This is a genomic window from Mycobacterium sp. smrl_JER01 (genome assembly GCF_048513595.2).
Taxonomy (GTDB): domain Bacteria; phylum Actinomycetota; class Actinomycetes; order Mycobacteriales; family Mycobacteriaceae; genus Mycobacterium.
Genome location: NZ_JBLXXK020000001.1, coordinates 785,148 through 803,350, shown reverse-complemented (window position 1 = coordinate 803,350; position 18,203 = coordinate 785,148). Strand labels below are relative to the sequence as shown.

Sequence of the window (18,203 nt, the reverse complement as noted above, 5' to 3'; positions counted from 1 at the left end):
ACGGTGTTCGGCAATCTCGCCGAGATCATCCGCGGCCATGCCCGCGGGCGTCCCGACGCCCCGGCGCTGATCGTCGGCGACACCACCCTCAGCTACGCCGAACTCGACGAGCGTTCCAGCCGGGTCGCGCAGGCGTTCACGGGCGCCGGCATCGGGTTCGGGGACCGGGTCGCGTTCGTCGACCGCAACGGCGCCGAATTCTTCGACGTCACCTTCGGTTTGGCCAAGATCGGGGCGGTCGGTGTCCCGGTGAACTGGCGGCTCGCCGCCCCCGAGATGCGCCACATCATCGTCGACTCCGGGGCGAGGATGGTGGTGATCGGGCAAGAGTTCACCGCCAACCTGGAGACCATCACCGCCGGCCTCGACGTCGACATCGTGGTCATCGGCGGGCACCCGCAGTGGCCTGCGTTCGACCGGTGGGTGGCGGCCCACCCGGCCGTCGATCCCGGTGTCGTCACCGGCCCCGATGACCTGGTACTGCTCATGTACACCTCGGGCACCACGGGGACGCCCAAGGGGGTGATGCTGCGCAACGGCAATTACACCTGCAAGACCGCCGGGGTGGCCGGGCCCTGGCGGTTGGACGCCGATGCCGTCAGCCTCGCGGTGATGCCGCTGTTCCACATGGCCGGCTCGGGATGGGCGCTGGCCGGGTTGTGGTACGGCGCCACCACGGTCGTACTGCGCGATGTCGACGCCGCCGCGATCCTCGACGCGGTCACCGGCCACCGCGTGACGAATCTGCTGCTGGTTCCCACCGTCATCCAATCCCTGCTCGACACGCCGGGTATCGAGTCGGCCGACCTGTCGAGTCTGCGGATCGTCGTCTACGGTGCCGCACCGATCAGCGACGACGTCCTGACCCGCGGGATCGCCCGGTTCGGCAGCGTGTTCGCCCAGGTCTACGGCATGACCGAAACCACAGGTTCGATCACCCAACTCGACAGCGGCGACCACGTCCCCGGGCTGCTGCGGTCCTGCGGCAAACCGTACCCGTGGGTGCAGCTTCGGGTGGTCGCAGACGACGGCGTCGAGGTCGGGCCGGGCCGCGTCGGCGAGGTCTGGACCCGCTCGGACCAGAACATGTTGGGCTACTGGCGAAACCCCGATGCGACAGCAGGCGCGGTGACCGCCGACGGATGGCTCAAGACCGGCGACGCCGGATTCGTCGATGCGGACGGCTACCTGTTCCTGCACGATCGGATCAAGGACATGATCGTTTCCGGCGGGGAGAACGTCTACCCGGCCGAGGTCGAGAATGCGCTGATGACCCATCCCGATGTCGCCGACGTCGCCGTGTTCGGGGTGCCCGATCCGCGGTGGGGCGAGGCGGTCAAGGCCGTCGTCGTGGCGGCTCCGGGCACCCGGCCCAGCGCAGCCGACCTGATCGCATTCGCCCGGGACCGTCTGGCCGGCTACAAGCTGCCCAAGACCGTCGACCTCGTCTCGGCACTGCCCCGCAACCCGAGCGGCAAGCTTCTCAAACACGTACTGCGCGAACCGTATTGGTCGGGCACAGACCGCCACATCGGCTGAGGTGGTAGACACACATCATGGAGATCCTGGCCAGCCGTCTGCTGTTGCGCCCCGCGGACTACGAGCGGTCGGTGGCGTTCTACCGCGACGGGATCGGTCTGGCGATCGCCCGGGAGTACACCGGCGGCACTGTGTTCTACGCCGGGCAGTCGCTGCTCGAACTCGCCGGGCACGGCGCGCCCCCCGAGGGTTCTCCGCCGTTCCCGGGCGCGCTGTGGTTGCAGGTCCGAGACCTCGCGTCAGCGCAGCAGCAACTGCGCGCACGCGGCGTCGCGATTGCCCGGGAAGCCCGGCACGAGCCCTGGGGGCTGCACGAGATGCACGTCGTGGATCCCGACGGCGTCGCCCTGATCTTCGTCGAGGTGCCCGAGGATCATCCGTTGCGCCGAGACACCCGCGGCTGACCCGGCACCGGACGGTCCGTCCGGCGGCTACGCAGTCGGGGTCGCCAGCGGCCAGCCCACCGACGCCAGCCGCGCCGCCACCTGGTGCATCTCCTCGGGGTTGGGTTCCTTGTCGGTGACCAGATGAATGGCAGCCCGGATCTCCCCCGGCGTCACCGTATCGGAATCACTACCCTTCAACACGGTTTGGGCGACCTTGACGACTTCGTCCTCGGTCAGAGTGCGTGCCAGCAGCGCCAGCAGCGCGAAATAGTCCGTCTGCGGGACGCCGTGCGGGTAACCCTGGTGCAACCAGCCCAGGATAGTGGTCAATGTGTTTTCTGCCATGACGGTTTCAGCTCACTTCTTGGGGAGGAACGGGAACAGGTCGATGCCGGTGTGATGGATGATCGTCGCCCGCGTGATCCACAGGACGGCGGTCAGGATCACCCAGCCCACGAACACGAAAAGCAGCATCCCGACGTACTTCAAAGTCGGGTTCGGCGCTACGGCTGCGGCTCCGTCGGAGCCGTCGGAACCGGCCCCGCGAGAGAACGCCACCAGGCCCAGCGCGAACACCGCGGGCAGACCGGCACCGAGCACCAGGCCGATCACGAGGACCTTGAAAATGCTTTCCACATAGGTCATTTCAGACGCCCCCTCAGACGGTCGCGGCGGGATTGGGCTTGGATTCGGGGCCGGCGTCGCGCAACTCGGCGGGCACCACGGAATTGGTCGTGTGGTCCCAGTCGGCGTTGACGTTGCTGTGGTCGACCTTCTGCTGCTGAGCACGCCACCACAGGTAGTAGGACAGTGCACACAGCAACAGGAAGATCAGGCCGTCACCGGCCAGCGACGACCCGGTCATCGCTTCGACGCCGTGGGAGAGCCAGAACGACAACGCGCCGACCAGACCGGCGGCCGGCAGCGTGATCAGCCAGGCGACGGCCATCCGGCCGGCGACCGCCCATCGGACTTCCGCCCCCGGCTTGCCGACGCCGCTGCCCAGGATCGAGCCGGTGGCGACGTGGGTGGTCGACAGCGCCATCCCGGCCGCGCTGGAGCTGAGGATGATCGCCGCCGAGGAAGCCTCGGCGGCCAGGCCCTGCGGGGATTCGATCTCGACGAGGCCCTTGCCGAGGGTTCGGATGACGCGCCAGCCACCCAGATAGGTCCCCAGGCCGATGGCCAGCGCGCAGGAGGCGATGATCCAGAACGGCAGACCCTGCTCCTTGACGTCCCCGGTCAGGTGACCGGTGGTGATAAGCGCCAGCGCGATCACACCCATGGTCTTCTGCGCGTCGTTGGTGCCGTGCGACAGCGCAACCAGGGATGCGGTGGCGATCTGGCCCCAGCGGAAACCCTGCTCGCGGCGCCGCTTCGCCACGTTGCGGGTGATGCGGTAGACCAGCCAGGTGCCGCACCCGGCGACCAGGCAGGCGATCACCGGCGCGGCCACCGCAGGGATCAGGACCTTCTGCGTCACGCCCGACCAGTTCACCCCGGCCAGCCCGATGGCGGCGAGGCCGGCCCCGATGAGACCGCCGAACAGCGCGTGCGATGAACTCGACGGGATACCGAATAGCCAAGTGAGCAGATTCCACAGGATGCCGCCGATCAGACCGGCGAAGATGATCGTCAGCCCCGTCGACGCGTCGATCGACGGGATGAGTTGGCCGGTGGCACCGTCCTGGATGTTGAGCACCGACGTGGTCACGGTGAGGGCGACCTCGACGGAGAGGAACGCGCCGACCAGGTTGAGCACACCGGCGAGAATCACCGCGGTCTTGGGTTTGAGCGCACCGGTCGCGATCGACGTCGCCATCGCGTTCCCGGTGTCGTGGAAGCCGTTGGTGAAGTCGAATGCCAACGCGGTGGCGATCAACAGCACCAAGATGATCAGCTCTGCGCTCATGGCGTCATTCTGCGACCGCGCATCCGGTTCCGCTCACCGGAAATCGTCCCGAACCGCGGGCCATAAGGCACTTTTCCGAAATCCGGGAAGGTGTTCACCCGAGGTTCATCCGGAGGTCCGAAGCCATTGGAGGGTCGACGATCCGGAACCGGGACGGGTCTACTATCGGGCTTGCCGAGGTGCACCGCCGTAGGGGAGATCGAGACATTGGCCGAGTTCCTGACCACGTTCCTGGCCAGGATCGTGTCGTGGATCGTGGCCGGGTACCCCGAAGGAGTGCCGGGGCCCGACCGGGTTCCGCTGCTGGCGCTGCTGCGGCGCCGGCTCACCGACGACGAGGTGCGCGCCGTGGTGGCCGAACTGATCGCCCGGGCCGAGTTCGGCGCGCAGGGCTCCACCGACATCGATCCGATCGACATCGGGGTGCTGATCACCGCGATCACCGACGACCTGCCCAGCCCCGACGATGTGGAACGGGTCCGGGCCCGGCTGGCCATGCAGGGTTGGCCGCTCGACGAGCCACGCGAGGAGGAGGACCGATAGCCATCCTGCGCGCGGTCGCATTCGCCCCGGGCGACGGATCGGCAGCCGCGCTTGCCGTCGTCGACGACATCCTCAACGGACGCGGCAGCATCCTGCCGGTACCGGCCCACGACCGTGCCGAGTCCGACGCGTTGTCGAGCGCGCTGCGCGTCGGTGAGCCCATCGACGACCGTGTCGCGGTGGTGCTGTCCACCTCGGGCAGCACCGGCAGACCCAAGGGCGCGATGCTGCCGGTGACGGCGCTGACCGCCAGCGCCGAGGCGACGCACGCACGCCTGGGCGGGCCGGGACGCTGGCTGCTCGCCCTGCCCACCTACCACGTGGCTGGTTTCCAGGTGCTCGTGCGCAGCGTGCTCGCCGGGGCCTCGCCAGCAACCGTCACCCCCTCCTTCGACCCGGCCGAGCTGGCCGCGGCGATCGACTCCATGGGCTCCGGACGGCGCTACGCCTCGCTGGTGGCGGCTCAGCTGGACAAGGCGTTGCGCGACCCGCACGCCACCCGGGCGCTGGCCGGGCTGGACGCGGTGTTGATCGGCGGCGGACCGATGCCCGACCGCATACGGGAAAAGGCCTCGGCGGCAAAGATTCCCGTCGTTCGCACCTACGGGATGAGCGAAACCGCGGGCGGCTGCGTCTACGACGGGACACCGCTCGACGGGGTCAGCGTGCACGTGCCCGACGACGGCCGGATCCATCTCGGCGGCCCCACCGTCGCCGTCGGCTACCGCAACCCGGTGACCCCCGATCCGTTCGCCGAACCCGGTTGGTTCCGCACCGATGATCTCGGCGTGGTCGACGGCACCGGTGTGTTGCGGGTGCTGGGCCGGGCCGACGACGCGATCAGCACCGGCGGTCTCACGGTGTTGCCCGGCCCGGTGGAGGCCGCGCTGTCGCGTCATCCCGCCGTCGCCGAGTGCGCGGTGTTCGGGGTGCCCGATGACCGGCTGGGCCAGCGTGTGGCGGCGGTGGTGGTGGTCACGCCGGGCGCGTCGGTCACGCTGGCCCAACTGCGGTCCCAGGTGGTCGAGACGTTGCCGGCGACGGCCGCGCCGCGCGAACTGCACATCGTCGACGAACTTCCGCGCCACGGTATCGGCAAGGTGGACCGGCGGGAGCTGGCCCGCCGGTTCGCCGCCCGGTAGAACACCTCCCCCGTCGACCGGGGTAGGTCCCACCATTGGCCGCTCACCGCGCATCATGGAGCCATGAGCCGTGAAGTGACCTCCGTCGACGAGCTGCGCGCCATCGTGGGCCACCCCGCCGCCGCCATCGCCGACAAGGTGCACGATCGCCTGTTGCCGGTGGAGCAGCACTGGCTGTCGCATTCACCGCTGGGTTTCGTGGCGACCATGGATGCCCAGGGCCGCCTCGACGTGTCGCCGAAGGGTGATCCGGCCGGATTCGTGCAGATTCTCGACGAACGGACCATCGCGATCCCCGAGCGTCCCGGTAACAAGCGCGTCGACGGTTACCTCAACGTCCTGGAGCGGCCGCGGGTCGGCACCCTGTTCGTGATCCCCGGTCGCGGTGACACGCTGCGGATCAACGGTAGCGCCCGGATCATGGCCGACGCCGACTATTTCGACGCGATGGCGGTGCACGGCAAACGACCCATCCTGGCCTTGGAGATCGCGGTCGAGGAGGTGTTCTTCCACTGCGCCAAGGCGTTCCTGCGCTCGGATGCGTGGCAGCCGCAGACCTGGAACCCCACCGCGGTGCCCAGCGCCGCCCAGCTGGCCAAGGCGATATGGGCCGACGCCGACCTCGACCAGATGCGCAGGAGCCTCGATGAGGACAACATGCGCAAGGTTCTCTACTGACCGCCGTGCGATTGACCGCCGCGAGCGTGCGCATCCTCGCTGAATAGCGCGGCGTGTCTGCCGCAGACACGCACTCTCGCGCCATGTGGGGGTGCAGGTGGTGGGCACTATGGGGGGATGCGCAAAGAGTCAGTGGCCGTCGGAGTCGGCGTCGTTCTGGTCGTCGCGGCGTTCGTCGTCCCCCATCTCGACCTCGGTATCGTCACCCCGCTGATCAATGCCGGCCCGGACCGTATCCGCGACTTCGCCCAGACCGCGCCGCTGTTCGGCTGGTGGAACGCCCACGTCGGGCCCGGCACCGTCCCCGCGATCGCGATCGCGCTCGCCGCCGTGCTGTGGGGGCCGACCGTGGCCCAGCGGCTGCCATGGCGGTGGGTGCCGTGGACGGCGTGGGCGGTGTCCTGCGCATGGGCGTTCAGCCTCGCCATGATCGACGGCTGGCAGCGCGGCTTCGCCGGCCGGCTCACCGCCACCCACGAGTACCTGCGGCAGGTGCCGACCGTCACCGACATCCCGGAGGCGGTGCGCACTTTCGCCGACCGGATCCTCGACTACCAACCGGATTCCTGGATCACCCATGTCTCGGGCCACCCACCGGGCGCCTTGCTCACGTTCGTCTGGCTGGACCGTATCGGCCTCGGCGGCGGGGCCTGGGCCGGCACCCTGTGCCTGGTTGCCGGTTCCAGCGTCGCCGCCGCGATCGTGGTGACACTGCGCGCGCTCGCCGACGAGGACACCGCCAGGCGCGCGGCGCCGTTTCTGGCGGTGGCGCCGACGGCGATCTGGATCGCGGTATCGGCCGACGGGTATTTCGCCGGGGTGGCGGCCTGGGGGGTCGCGCTGCTGGCGCTGGCCGTCCGTGCAACGGTCCGGCTGCCGGCGGCGGCCGCCATCGGGTCCGGTCTGCTGCTGGGGTGGGCCGTCTTCTTGAACTACGGCCTGGTGCTGATGGCATTCCCAGTGCTGGCGGTGCTGCTCGGCGCCGCCACGTGGCGGGCCGCGCTGCGGGCCTTCGCCCCGGCGGTGGCCGCCGCCCTGGTCGTCGTCGCGGTGTTCGTCGCGGCCGGCTTCTGGTGGTTCGACGGTTACCTGCTGGTCCAGGAACGCTACTGGCAGGGGATCGCCAACGACCGCCCGTTCCAGTACTGGGGCTGGGCGAACTTCGCATCGGTGGTGTGCGCGATCGGCCTCGGCAGCGTCGCCGGTATCGGCCGGGCCTTCGACATCGCCGCCATCAAACGGCGCTCCGCGCTGCATCTGCTGGTGATCGGAGCACTGCTGTCGATCACTGCCGCCGACCTGTCCCGGCTGAGCAAGGCCGAGACGGAGCGCATCTGGTTGCCGTTCACGGTGTGGCTGGTGGCGGCCGCGGCACTGCTGCCGTGGCGCTCAGTGCGCTGGTGGCTGGCCCTCAATGTCGTCGGTGCGCTCGCGATCAACCACCTCATCTTGACCAACTGGTAGCCGCCGCGCCGCCAGGGCATACAGCGGTACACCCACCCACACGACGGCGAGCGCCAGCCACAGCCCCAGCACGTAGTCGCGATCCAGCACCGTCGGATTATCAGGGCGCAGACCGGGTTTGGTGTACACCGGGACAGCCAATGCCACCAACACCACACTGCACAACGCCGCCACCGCGGCCGGGGAGCGCCAGCGCACCGGCAGCAGTGTCCGGCCCGCCACACCGACCGCGGCGCACAGCGGCGCGAACACCAGGTCGTGGACCACGACACCGGCCAGGGCCCAGCCGCCGATCCGCCCCAGCGCCGGGGTCGGTATTCCCCACAGCAGCACCGCGCCGTACCCGGCGAGGATGACACCCGCCGACACCAGCAGCACCCGCAGCGCGGTCACGTCGCCATCACCTCGATGCGGGACAACCATTTCGTCTGCAGCACACCGGGTCTGGAGGGCGCGATCAACCGGCACGGGTATCCGTGGTCCAGGTCGAGCGTTTCACCGTTGAGCATCAGGGCGACCAGGGTCATGCCGTCCGCGGCGTGGCGGGCCGGCAGCACGGTGCGCGAGTACGGTCCCGGCGGCTCCAGGGAGATCATCCGGACCTCGGAGTCAGGTCGGGCGCCGACCAGCGCGATGAGGTCGGCCAGCACCACGCCCGTCCAGTCGGCGTCGGCGCTCCATCCCTCCACGCAGGCGATCGGCAGACGGTGCGTGCGCTGCGGCATCGAGCGCAGATCGTCCACGGTGAGCACCGCGGTGCGGTCGCCATTGGCCACGGTCAGGCGGTAATCGGGGGACCGTGCCGAATCGAGCACACCGGCCGCCACCGCCGAACGGTTCACCGGAACACCCTGCGGGCCTTCACCGGAACGCGGAGCCAGTACCGCAACCCGACGCAATGCGGGGACGGTGTGACCGACCGTCACCAGGGTCGCCACCGCGACGGCAAGCCAGGTGCCGCGCAACACCATGCGGCGCGAGGGACCCGGCGGTGCGTCATCCGGTGCCTCGTCGAGTGACTCGCCGAGGGCACGCCGGATGACGGGCAGCTTCACGCCGATGTGCACGACGACCGCACCCGTCGCGACATAGGCCGCCGCGTAGTGCGCAGTCGGGAAGAAGAACCCGAAGACGTACCACTGCGCGATGTTGAGCAGTCCGGTACTGAGCTCGAACAGGATCGCGGCGACGAGAACCAGGATCGACACCCGTTCCAGCGCGCGGACCGGGCCGCCGATCACCGGTCGCTGGAACAACTTCGGCCAGACCGACCACAGTTTGACCAAGACCAGCGGGATCGCCGCGATACCCGACGCAATGTGCAGCCCCTGGGTGAACCGGTAGAGCCACACCGGTCTTGTCGGCCAGTCGAACCACGGCTGCGGGTGCTGGATGAGATGACTGATCAGCCCGGTGACGAAACACACGGCGATCGCCACCCCGAGCGCGACCCCGACCCGGGCGGTCACCGCGGTGCCGCGCGCCGACGCGGCCATCAGGCCACCAGGTTCGCGACCACTCTGCTGCCGATCCGGTGCACACCGGCCACCGCGAGACCGGCCTCGGCCGCCAGTGCGGGCACCGAGTCGATACCGACCGACGCCCATCGGAACCACGGCCCGACCGTGCGCGAAGACTCCAGCCGGACCCATCCGACGTCGATCCCGGACGTGGTCGCGTCGAACTCGGCCAGACACTGTCCGCCCCGGCGCAGCAGTTCGGCGGCCCGGGTCAGAATGCGGCGCGGATCCCCACCTAGCCCCACGTTGCCGTCGGCGAGCAGCACCGTGTGCCAGCGCCCGGCACCCGGCAGCGGCCCGAAGACGTCACGACGCAGGGCCGGAGCACCGTTGTCCCTGGCCAACCGCACCGCCGTCGCCGACAGATCCACACCGAGGGCCGGCAATCCCCGCTCCACCAGGGACGCGACCAAACGGCCCGGTCCGCAACCCAGATCGAGTGTGGGCCCAATACACATGGCGACCAGCGCGCTGTCGAATTCGGCGTCGGCACCGCGTCCGCCCAGCCAGCTGCGCACCGGCAGCCGGTTCACCCGCCCGTCGCTGCGACGAACCCAACATCGTTCACCGTTGAGCGCACGATCGTAGAGTTGTCCGAGCATTACCTCTCCCCCAACTGGACCGATGCGGTGACCCGGCGGAACCTGGAGGTCCGCGCGCAGACCCGACGCACCGTGTCGATGTCGTCGACGGTGTCCACGTCGACCATTTCCTCGGCAAGGCCGACACGTAAACCGTTGCGGCGCAGAGCTTCCAACGTGAGAGCACCGGTATCCGGCGACGACATCGGCACCTGGCGCAAGCATCCGGCGCTCGTCGCGTCCCGTACCCCCAGCACCCACCAGCCGCCGTCCCGGGCCGGTCCCAGTACGGCATCGTGACCGGAGAGCACCTGCGCGCAGCCGGTGAGCTGTGCCGGGGTGACCTGCGGGGTGTCCATGCCGATCTGCACCACCGGCAACCCCGCCGACACCGCGGCGGCGTCGAGGTGGGCGTTGGCCAGCCGCTCGGCGAAACCCGGGCCACGCTGCGAGATCACGGTGAAATCGGTCAGGCGCGACCTGATCTCGTCCGCTCGGCAGGCGTCGTCGAGATCGCCGGTCAACGCGACCACCCGCGCCGCGGCGCGGGTGTGGGCCACCGCGTCGAGAGTGTCCAACAGGGCACAGGCCGCGATGTCGGCGGCGGCGACGTCGCCGAGCACGGTGGCCAACCGGGTTTTCGCCAGGCCGGGCACCGGCGCCTTGGCAACCACCAACACGCACACCGGGATCACGAGATCACCCGGTAGAAGTCCCACGCGGCGGTCGCCGACCCGCGCACCGACCCGCTGACCTTGGAACTCCCGCCGGTACGGGGACCGTAGGCCACGTCGTGCTCGGTGACCGACCAGCCCGCCCGCGCCGCCCGCACCAGCAGTTCCAGCGGATAGCCCGAGCGCCGGTCGGTGACCCCCAGCGCCAGCAGCGCGTCCCGGCGGGCCACCCGCATCGGCGCGACGTCGTGCACCTGCAGCCCGTACCGGCGGCGCAGACGCAGGCATACCGCCGCCGTACCGAGCCGGGCATGCCACGGCCACCTCAGGCCCGGCACCGGGCGACGACGCCCGACCGCCATGTCGGCGCCCCGCTCGACCTCGGCGACCAGGGTGGGCAGCTCCCGCGGATCGAGGGAGCCGTCCGCGTCGAGGACGGCCACGATCGGCGTCGCTGCTGCCAGCACACCGGCGTGGACGGCCGAGCCGTAGCCGGGTCTGTGCTCGGTGACCACCTCGGCGCCGTGGCGCCGGGCCACCTCGGCGGTGTCGTCGGTGCTGGCATTGTCGACCACCAGCGCCCGATACCCGGCCGGGATGGCCGCCAACACGCCAGGAAGACACGCCGCCTCGTCGCGACAAGGCAGCACCACTGTCACGGCGCCATCGGGCATGGTCCTCAACGTTAGGGTAACGACGCAGGTGCAGCGTCGGGCAAGCCTGACGAAAGCGTGACATCAGCCCAGGTAGTGGCGCTACCGCGCTACCCTCGGTGTGGTGACCAGGGTGCTCATCGCCGACGACGACGGCGTCGTGCGCGACGTCGTTCGGCGCTATCTCGAGCGCGACGGTCTCGACGTGTGCACCGCACACAACGGCACCGAGGCGCTGCGGCTGCTCGGATCCCGGCGCATCGACGTCGCGGTGCTGGACGTGATGATGCCCGGCCCCGACGGGATGGCGCTGTGCCGCAGCCTGCGGCGGGGTGGCGACTACTCGGTACCGGTGATCCTGCTGACCGCGCTGGGCGAGGAAGAGGACCGCATCGCCGGGCTGGAGGCAGGCGCCGACGACTACCTGACCAAACCGTTCAGTCCCCGTGAGCTGGCGCTGCGGGTCCGGTCGGTGCTGCGTCGCTCCCCTGCCACCGGGGGCGCCCTGCCGGTCGACATCCGGTCCGGGGACTTGACGGTCACGACCGCCTCGCGCACGGTGACGGTCGCGGGCAGCCCGGTGAGCCTGACCAACCGCGAATTCGACCTGCTGGTCTTCTTCCTGACCCACAGCGACACCGTCTTCACCCGCGAGGATCTGCTCAAACAGGTGTGGCACTGGGACTTCGGCGATCTGTCGACGGTAACCGTGCACGTCAAGCGGCTGCGCTCCAAGCTTGGCGACCGGCACCGGGTCCAGACGGTGTGGGGCCGCGGCTACATGTGGGCATCCGGTGCCGCCGGCTGACGTGTGGGAGATCGTCGGCTGGGCGCTGGCCTGCTCGGTGCCGGTGGTCCTGGTCGGCGCGGCGGTGGTCCGGTTGGCGCGCTCATGGTCGCTGGCGGTGAGCATGGTGGCGCTGGTGCTGATCCCGGTGCTGGCGACGTTGGCCGGGGTGCTGGGCGCGAGCGGGTTCATGATCACCCAGACGTTCGAGAAGACCGCGGTGGTGCTGGCCATCGTCTCGATCGTGACGATCCCGGCTGCGGTGATGCTGGGCCGCTATCAGGCCCGACGCACGGTGTGGGAGGCCGAGATCCGCGACTCCGAACGGGCCGCCGAGCTGTCGCGTCGACGGTTGGTCGCGTTCGTCAGCCACGATCTGCGCACCCCGCTGGCCGGGATCCGGGCGGTGTCGGAAGCGATCGCCGACGGTGTCGTGCCCGACGAGGAAGTCCGGGTGCATGCCAAACATATCGAGCACGAATCGGTTCGGCTCGCCGAGATGGTCGACGACCTGTTCGAGATGTCGAAGATCAACGCCGGTGCGCTGACACCGTCGTTCGACAAGGTCGCGCTCGACGAGGTCGTCGACGATGTGCTCGCCGCGCACCGGATCGCGGCCGAACGGGCCGGGGTGACGCTGCGGGCGAACATCCCCGAGCAGCCGGTGCGGGTGCTCGGCAGCGACCGCGCACTGGTTCGGGTGCTGTCGAATCTGGTCGCCAACGCGATCGCGCACACCCCGTCGGGGGGAAGCGTCGAGCTGGCGCTGGGCGCCGATGAGAACAGCGCGTGGGCCCGGGTCGACGACACCGGTGTCGGTATCGACGAAGCCGATCTGCCGCGGGTGTTCGACGTCGCCTACCGGGGTTCCAACAGCCGGGTGCCACGCACCGATTCGTCGCTGCCGAGCGGATCGGGGCTGGGGCTGGCGATCGCCGCCGGCCTGGTGCAGGCTCACCGCGGCACGCTCTCGGCGCACAATCTGCCGACCGGGGCCCGGTTCGAGGTGCGGCTGCCGCTCGCTTGAGGCCGGAGGGGTCGGCCGGCCGGGCCGAGTGTCCGCGAGGGTGCAGTCCGGGTAGTGGACACCCCGTCGCAGCTACCGTGTGAGCACCCTCGGCGGATCAGGCCCGCTCAGCCCGGCAGGGAGTTGCTCAGCCGTTCCGCGGCGGCCAGGTAGTCCTCGATGAACTCGCGCACCACGTCGCGGGCGGGCTTCACCTTGTTCATCAACCCGACGCCCTGCCCGACGAAATACGTCGCGAGAGCCTGCGCGCCCTCGTGCCCCTGCGCCGCCAGCACGTCGATCCGGCGGATCACCGGCTCGCACAGCATCGACTGCAGTGGCAGGCCCAACGGCTGGTGGCCGTCCTTGGCCGGAGCCCACGCATTCGTCCAGTCCGAGACCAGCTGCCGCGACGGCTTACCCGTGCGCCCGGCCGACCGCACGGTGTCGCGCGACGTCGCGGCCAGCATCTTGGCCACCGTGTGCGGCGCCGTCTCGGCCTCTTCGGTGGTCAGCCACACCGAGCCCGTCCACGCGCCGGCTGCGCCCATCGCGACCATGCCGGCCATCTGGCGGCCCGTGACGATGCCGCCCGCCGCCAACACCGGTGTGGAAACGCCCAGCGCTGCCAGTCCTTCCAACACCTCGGGAACCACCACCAAGGTGCTGACCTCACCGCAGTGCCCGCCGGCCTCGGTGCCCTGCGCGACGATCAGATCCACGCCCGCCGCGGCCTGTTTGACCGCGTGCTCCTTGGCTCCGACCAGCGCCGCGACCGGGATACCCCGTTCCTTACCCGCCTCGATCATGTAATCCGGCGGTACGCCGAGGGCGTTGGCGATCAGCTTGACCGGGTGCGTCAGCGCGACGTCGAGCAGTTCGCGGCCGGTGTCGCCCGACAGTGAGGACCCGCCGAGGCGTCGCTTCGGTTCGGGCTCGATGTAGTGGGCGCGCAGCAGCTCGTCGACCAGGTCACGATAGGCCTGCGGGATGCGGCCGGCCAGATCCGCGCTGGAGAGCTTCTCGCCCTTGCCCTCGAACTTGGCGGGCACGATCAGGTCGACCCCGTAGGGCTTACCGGCCACCGCATCGTCGATCCAGGTCAGCTCGCGATCGAGCTGCTCGGGGGTGTAGGCGGTGGCGCCGAGAACGCCGAACCCACCGGCATTGGTGACCGCGGCCACCACATCGCGGCAATGACTGAACGCGAAGAGCGGGAAATCGATACCGAACTGTTCACACAGCGCTGTGGACGTCATCGCAACAGTATGACTTGACACGCGTCAAGACGAAGGTGTGGGGCCTCGCAGCGGCGCGGTGGCGAACTCGCGCAGCCCGTCGGCGGGGTCGACCGCGGCGCGGAAACCCAGCACCTCGGCGGCCAGGGCCGGATCGGCGACGATGTGGCGGACGTCGCCGCTGCGGTACTGACCGGTGACCACCGGCGCGGCGTCGCCGCGGACCTCGCACAGCGCGGCTGCGACATCGCGGATCGACACGGGCCTGCCCGAGCACACGTTGAGCGCGCGAAACCCGTCCGGCGCCGCCGAGACCGCGGCGACGTTCGCCGCGGCGATGTCGTCGACATGGACGAAGTCCCGCATCTGGCCGCCATCCTCGTAAACCCTCGGCACCTCACCCGATTCGAGCGCGGATCGAAAGATCGCCGCGACTCCCGAATAGGGAGTGTCGCGCGGCATGCCCGGTCCGTAGACGTTGTGGTAGCGCAGCGCCACCACCGACCCCCCGGTGGCCTCGGCCCACGCCAACGCGTAGTTCTCCTGGGCGAGCTTGCTGGCGGCATACAGACTTCGCGGCTGTAGCGGCGCGTCCTCACCGACCAGCGCCCACTCGACGGGCTCACCGCCGACCGGACAGCGGTGGTCGAACACCCCGGCCTCGAGGTCGGCCCGCCGCCGCGGCCCCGGATTGACGTCGCCGTGTTCGGGACAGACATAGCGCCCCTGTCCGTACACCACCATGGAAGAAGCCAGCACCAACCGCCGGCACCCCACCGCGAACATCTGCGCCAGCAGCACCGCGGTCCCCAGGTCGTTGTGCGCCGCATAGGAGGGCGCATCGGCGGCGTTCACCCCGGCCCCGACGACCGCCGCCTGGTGACAGACCACCTCCACACCGCCGAGCGCCGCCGCCACCGCGTCGGCGTCGCGCACGTCGACCCGTCGCACGCCGCCGGGCAGGACAGCACCGTCGCCGTGCGCGGCCGGCAGCATCGCGTCCACCGCGACCACATCGTGGCCCGCCGCGCTCAGCCCGGCGTGGATACGACTGCCGATGAAACCGGCCGCGCCGGTCAGCAAAACCCTCATGGCAGATCGAAAGGCAACTGCACACCCGCATGCGGCAGGCAGTGGGTGCAGGTGCGCTCGACGTCCACCTGGTCGAGCGCCTCGTGCACCAACTTCTTGAACGGCACCAGGTTGCGTTCGAACTCGGCGAACACGTCCACCGCCCGCACGCCCTGCCCGCTCTCGATACCCGCATCCAAATCTGTCACCAAAGCGATTGCGGCATAGCACATCTCAAGTTCACGAGCCAGCACCGCCTCTGGATATCCGGTCATGTTCACCAGGGTGAAGCCCTGGTCGGCGAACCACCGGCTCTCGGCACGGGTGGAAAACCGCGGCCCCTGGATCACCACCATCGCCCCACCGTCGACGACACCGGGCAACCCGGTCACCGCGGCGCGCAACGACGGGCAGTACGGATCGGCGAACCCGACGTGGATCCCCCCGGAGTCGAAATAGGTGTCGGTGCGGCCGGAAGTCCGGTCGACGAGCTGATCGGGGACCACCATCGCGCCGGGCCCGAGCTGCGGGTCGAGGCTGCCGACCGCGCACGGCCCGAAAATGCGGCGCACACCGAGCGCGCGAAGTGCCCACATGTTCGCCCGGTACGGCACGGTATGTGGCGAGAACTCGTGTCGCACACCGTGCCTGGGCAGGAACGCGACATCGTGGGCACCCACGGTGCCGACCGTGATGGATGCACTGGGCGGGCCGTAGGGGGTGTCCAGGCTGACGCTGCGCGCGTCGGTGCCGAAGAACGAATAGAAGCCGCTGCCGCCGATGACGCCGAGCACGTGCTACGCGTCGTCCTCGTCGAGCTGTTGCGCGGCCCGCCGGGCCCCGTCGCGGATCTCGAACACGTCGGTGGCGAAACCGCCGAGGGTGTTCGCGACATCCTTGACCGCCGTGGTGATGATCGAGGTCACCTCCCCGACCGCCGATGCGCCGGCCGCGACGATCTCCTGGACCGCGTCCTTGCCGATCTCGGTCCTGCTCAGTCGGTCGTCCATGCGCCCAGTCTGCCACGGCCGACACCTGCAAGACTGACCGTCGTGGCCACTTTCGCCCAATGGGTCGAGGGGGCGCGTCCCCGCACGCTGCCCAACGCCGTCGCACCCGTCATCGCCGGCACCGGCGCCGCCGCCTGGCTGGACGCGGTGTCGTGGTGGAAGGCTGCGCTGGCGCTGGTGGTGGCCGTGGCGTTGATCGTCGGGGTGAACTACGCCAACGACTACTCCGACGGTATCCGCGGCACCGACGACGTCCGGTCCGGTCCGCTACGGCTGGTCGGCTCGAAGCTGGCGGCACCGAAGGCGGTGCTGAGCGCGGCCGTGGCGAGCCTGGCCGTCGGAGCGGTCGCGGGTCTGGTGCTGGCCTGGTTCTCCGCGCCGTGGCTGATCGCGGTCGGGGCGGTGTGCATCGCGGGCGCATGGTTCTACACCGGCGGCTCCACACCGTACGGCTACCTGGGCCTCGGTGAGGTCGCGGTGTTCGTCTTCTTCGGTCTGGTGGCGGTGCTGGGCACCCAGTTCACCCAGGCGCTACGCATCGACTGGGTGGGTGTGACGCTCGCCGTCGCGATCGGCTGCCTGTCGTCGGCGGTGCTGGTGGCCAACAATCTGCGCGATATCCCGACCGACGCGCAGACCGGCAAGATCACCCTGGCGGTGCGGCTCGGTGACGCCCGCACCAGGGTGCTCTACCAGGTGCTGCTGGCGATCCCGCTCGTGGCGACGCTTCCCCTGATGCTCGCGACGCCGTGGTGCGCGGTGGGTCTGGTCGCTGTTGCGCCCGCGATCCGCGCTGCCAGGCCGATCCGCGACGGATCGGGCGGCAGAGACCTCATCCCGGTGCTGCAGCACACCGGTCTGACCATGCTGGTCTGGGCGGTCACGGTGGCCGCCGCACTGGCACTCACCTAGCGGGTCCGGGCGGGTATCGCCGCGGGCGGGCACCGGCGACGCGCGTTTGCGCGCCCGATTCGCGTGGTACATGCAGCGGGATGAACGCTGCGCCGATGCCGAGGGAGTCCGCTGACGAGGTCCGTGAGGCGCACCGCGTCGTCGCGGCGCTGGCCGAGGCGTTCTCGGCCAAGGTGGTCGGACAGCAGCATCTGCGCGAGACGCTGCTGATCGGGCTGCTCACCGGCGGCCACATCCTGCTGGAGAGCGTGCCCGGGCTGGCCAAGACCACCGCGGCGCGGGTGATCGCCGAGTCGGTCGACGGACAGTTCCGCCGCATCCAGTGCACCCCCGACCTGCTGCCCAGCGACATCATCGGCACCCAGGTCTACGACGCGGCGACCACCTCGTTCGTCACCCAACTGGGCCCGGTGCACGCCAACGTGGTGTTGCTCGACGAGATCAACCGGTCCAGCGCCAAGACCCAGAGCGCGATGCTGGAGGCGATGGAGGAACGCCAGACCACGATCGCGGGCACCGTCTACCCCATCCCGGAGCCGTTCCTGGTCATCGCGACGCAGAACCCGGTGGACCAGGAGGGCACCTACGCACTGTCGGAGGCCCAGACCGACCGGTTCCTGCTCAAGGAGATCGTGCGCTATCCGTCCCCGGAGCAGGAGGTCGAGGTGCTCACCCGACTCGACGCCGGACTGTTCGACAAGGACCGGCACAGCAGGCCGGTGGCGGCCCTCGACGACATCCGCCGGCTCCAGCGCATCACCCGCGAGGTGTACCTGAGCCGGGATCTGATGCTCTACGCCAGCCGACTCGTCGGCGTGACCCGCGATGCCGCCAACTACCTGCCCGGCCAGATCGCGCGACTGATCGACTACGGCGCCAGCCCCCGAGCCACCATCGCGTTGTGCACCTCGGCGCGCGCGCTGGCGGTCCTGGCGGGTCGCAATCACGTGGTCCCGGGCGACATCGCCGACCTCGCGCACCGCGTGCTGCAGCACCGCCTGATCCTCGGGTTCGAGGCGGCCAGCGCCGGGGTGACCCCCGATGTGGTGATCGACGCGGTGTTGCGCGCGGTCCGGGTGCCCTGAGC

The 18,203-nt window shown here is 69.9% G+C and carries 22 protein-coding genes; 10 read left to right on the top strand and 12 right to left on the bottom strand.

Annotation, left to right across the window (positions count from 1 at the left end):
- Nucleotides 1-3: 3 nt before the first annotated feature.
- On the top strand, nucleotides 4-1,539 hold the full coding sequence (locus tag ACNUDN_RS03895) for a long-chain-fatty-acid--CoA ligase (protein WP_419120721.1): 1,536 nt from the start codon (nucleotides 4-6) through the stop codon (nucleotides 1,537-1,539).
- Nucleotides 1,540-1,556: 17 nt separating this feature from the next.
- Entirely contained in the window at nucleotides 1,557-1,943 is a 387-nt protein-coding gene (locus tag ACNUDN_RS03890; RefSeq protein WP_419120720.1) for a VOC family protein, read from the top strand.
- Nucleotides 1,944-1,970: 27 nt separating this feature from the next.
- On the opposite strand, the gene ACNUDN_RS03885 is transcribed toward ACNUDN_RS03890, so the two are convergent.
- From ACNUDN_RS03885 to ACNUDN_RS03875, 3 genes are read right to left on the bottom strand one after another with little or no spacing between them, the layout of a single operon-like run.
- Nucleotides 1,971-2,270 (bottom strand): DUF3349 domain-containing protein, encoded by a 300-nt coding sequence (locus tag ACNUDN_RS03885; RefSeq protein ID WP_419120719.1) that lies wholly within the window; start codon nucleotides 2,268-2,270, stop codon nucleotides 1,971-1,973.
- A gap of 12 nt (nucleotides 2,271-2,282) precedes the next feature.
- Nucleotides 2,283-2,570: a hypothetical protein gene (locus ACNUDN_RS03880; protein WP_419120718.1), complete on the bottom strand. Its 288-nt coding sequence runs from the start codon at nucleotides 2,568-2,570 to the stop codon at nucleotides 2,283-2,285.
- 13 nt (nucleotides 2,571-2,583) lie between these two features.
- Nucleotides 2,584-3,837: an inorganic phosphate transporter gene (locus ACNUDN_RS03875; RefSeq protein ID WP_419120717.1), complete on the bottom strand. Its 1,254-nt coding sequence runs from the start codon at nucleotides 3,835-3,837 to the stop codon at nucleotides 2,584-2,586.
- A 219-nt stretch (nucleotides 3,838-4,056) separates the two neighbouring features.
- Here ACNUDN_RS03875 and ACNUDN_RS03870 point away from each other — a divergent pair, with 219 nt between their 5' ends.
- From ACNUDN_RS03870 to ACNUDN_RS03855, 4 genes are all read left to right on the top strand, one after another.
- Nucleotides 4,057-4,380 (top strand): DUF3349 domain-containing protein, encoded by a 324-nt coding sequence (locus ACNUDN_RS03870; RefSeq protein ID WP_419125008.1) that lies wholly within the window; start codon nucleotides 4,057-4,059, stop codon nucleotides 4,378-4,380.
- A 5-nt stretch (nucleotides 4,381-4,385) separates the two neighbouring features.
- Nucleotides 4,386-5,522: an o-succinylbenzoate--CoA ligase gene (menE, locus tag ACNUDN_RS03865; protein ID WP_419125007.1), complete on the top strand. Its 1,137-nt coding sequence runs from the start codon at nucleotides 4,386-4,388 to the stop codon at nucleotides 5,520-5,522.
- A gap of 63 nt (nucleotides 5,523-5,585) precedes the next feature.
- Nucleotides 5,586-6,200: an MSMEG_1061 family FMN-dependent PPOX-type flavoprotein gene (locus ACNUDN_RS03860; protein WP_419120716.1), complete on the top strand. Its 615-nt coding sequence runs from the start codon at nucleotides 5,586-5,588 to the stop codon at nucleotides 6,198-6,200.
- 117 nt (nucleotides 6,201-6,317) lie between these two features.
- Entirely contained in the window at nucleotides 6,318-7,664 is a 1,347-nt protein-coding gene (locus ACNUDN_RS03855; protein ID WP_431959360.1) for a hypothetical protein, read from the top strand.
- On the opposite strand, the gene ACNUDN_RS03850 is transcribed toward ACNUDN_RS03855, so the two are convergent.
- From ACNUDN_RS03850 to ACNUDN_RS03830, 5 genes are read right to left on the bottom strand one after another with little or no spacing between them, the layout of a single operon-like run.
- Nucleotides 7,590-8,057: a hypothetical protein gene (locus tag ACNUDN_RS03850; protein ID WP_419120714.1), complete on the bottom strand. Its 468-nt coding sequence runs from the start codon at nucleotides 8,055-8,057 to the stop codon at nucleotides 7,590-7,592. The genes ACNUDN_RS03855 and ACNUDN_RS03850 overlap by 75 nt on opposite strands.
- Complete coding sequence (locus tag ACNUDN_RS03845; RefSeq protein WP_419120713.1) at nucleotides 8,054-9,160, bottom strand: molybdopterin-dependent oxidoreductase; 1,107 nt, start codon at nucleotides 9,158-9,160, stop codon at nucleotides 8,054-8,056. Before ACNUDN_RS03845 ends, ACNUDN_RS03850 begins: the two co-directional genes overlap by 4 nt.
- Nucleotides 9,160-9,786 (bottom strand): methyltransferase domain-containing protein, encoded by a 627-nt coding sequence (locus ACNUDN_RS03840; protein WP_419120712.1) that lies wholly within the window; start codon nucleotides 9,784-9,786, stop codon nucleotides 9,160-9,162. Before ACNUDN_RS03840 ends, ACNUDN_RS03845 begins: the two co-directional genes overlap by 1 nt.
- A complete protein-coding gene (locus tag ACNUDN_RS03835) occupies nucleotides 9,786-10,460 on the bottom strand; it encodes a TIGR04282 family arsenosugar biosynthesis glycosyltransferase (RefSeq protein ID WP_419120711.1) in 675 nt (224 codons plus the stop codon). Before ACNUDN_RS03835 ends, ACNUDN_RS03840 begins: the two co-directional genes overlap by 1 nt.
- Nucleotides 10,457-11,113 carry a glycosyltransferase family 2 protein gene (locus tag ACNUDN_RS03830; protein WP_419120710.1) on the bottom strand — a complete coding sequence of 219 codons (657 nt, stop codon included), beginning with the start codon at nucleotides 11,111-11,113 and terminating at the stop codon, nucleotides 10,457-10,459. The genes ACNUDN_RS03835 and ACNUDN_RS03830 overlap by 4 nt, the downstream gene beginning before the upstream one ends.
- A 103-nt stretch (nucleotides 11,114-11,216) precedes the next feature.
- Between ACNUDN_RS03830 and ACNUDN_RS03825 the strand changes: the two genes are divergently transcribed.
- A complete protein-coding gene (locus ACNUDN_RS03825; protein WP_419120709.1) occupies nucleotides 11,217-11,900 on the top strand; it encodes a response regulator transcription factor in 684 nt (227 codons plus the stop codon).
- The gene (locus ACNUDN_RS03820; RefSeq protein WP_419120708.1) at nucleotides 11,887-12,906 is read left to right on the top strand and encodes a sensor histidine kinase; all 1,020 of its coding nucleotides are present in this window, start codon (nucleotides 11,887-11,889) and stop codon (nucleotides 12,904-12,906) included. The genes ACNUDN_RS03825 and ACNUDN_RS03820 overlap by 14 nt, the downstream gene beginning before the upstream one ends.
- Before the next feature lie 107 nt (nucleotides 12,907-13,013).
- Here ACNUDN_RS03820 and ACNUDN_RS03815 read toward each other — a convergent pair whose 3' ends face one another.
- Genes ACNUDN_RS03815 through ACNUDN_RS03800 form a run of 4 tightly spaced genes read right to left on the bottom strand, consistent with a single transcriptional unit; the run spans nucleotide 13,014 to nucleotide 16,204 of the window.
- Nucleotides 13,014-14,144 (bottom strand): NAD(P)H-dependent flavin oxidoreductase, encoded by a 1,131-nt coding sequence (locus ACNUDN_RS03815; protein WP_419120707.1) that lies wholly within the window; start codon nucleotides 14,142-14,144, stop codon nucleotides 13,014-13,016.
- Between the two features lie 24 nt (nucleotides 14,145-14,168).
- On the bottom strand, nucleotides 14,169-15,215 hold the full coding sequence (locus ACNUDN_RS03810) for an NAD-dependent epimerase/dehydratase family protein (protein ID WP_419120706.1): 1,047 nt from the start codon (nucleotides 15,213-15,215) through the stop codon (nucleotides 14,169-14,171).
- Complete coding sequence (locus ACNUDN_RS03805; RefSeq protein ID WP_419120705.1) at nucleotides 15,212-15,988, bottom strand: S-methyl-5'-thioadenosine phosphorylase; 777 nt, start codon at nucleotides 15,986-15,988, stop codon at nucleotides 15,212-15,214. Before ACNUDN_RS03805 ends, ACNUDN_RS03810 begins: the two co-directional genes overlap by 4 nt.
- A 3-nt stretch (nucleotides 15,989-15,991) precedes the next feature.
- Entirely contained in the window at nucleotides 15,992-16,204 is a 213-nt protein-coding gene (locus ACNUDN_RS03800) for a hypothetical protein (RefSeq protein WP_419120704.1), read from the bottom strand.
- Nucleotides 16,205-16,246: 42 nt separating this feature from the next.
- On the opposite strand from ACNUDN_RS03800, the gene ACNUDN_RS03795 reads away from it, so the two are divergent.
- Entirely contained in the window at nucleotides 16,247-17,116 is an 870-nt protein-coding gene (locus ACNUDN_RS03795) for a 1,4-dihydroxy-2-naphthoate polyprenyltransferase (RefSeq protein ID WP_419120703.1), read from the top strand.
- 95 nt (nucleotides 17,117-17,211) lie between these two features.
- Entirely contained in the window at nucleotides 17,212-18,201 is a 990-nt protein-coding gene (locus tag ACNUDN_RS03790; RefSeq protein ID WP_419120702.1) for an AAA family ATPase, read from the top strand.
- Nucleotides 18,202-18,203: the final 2 nt, after the last annotated feature.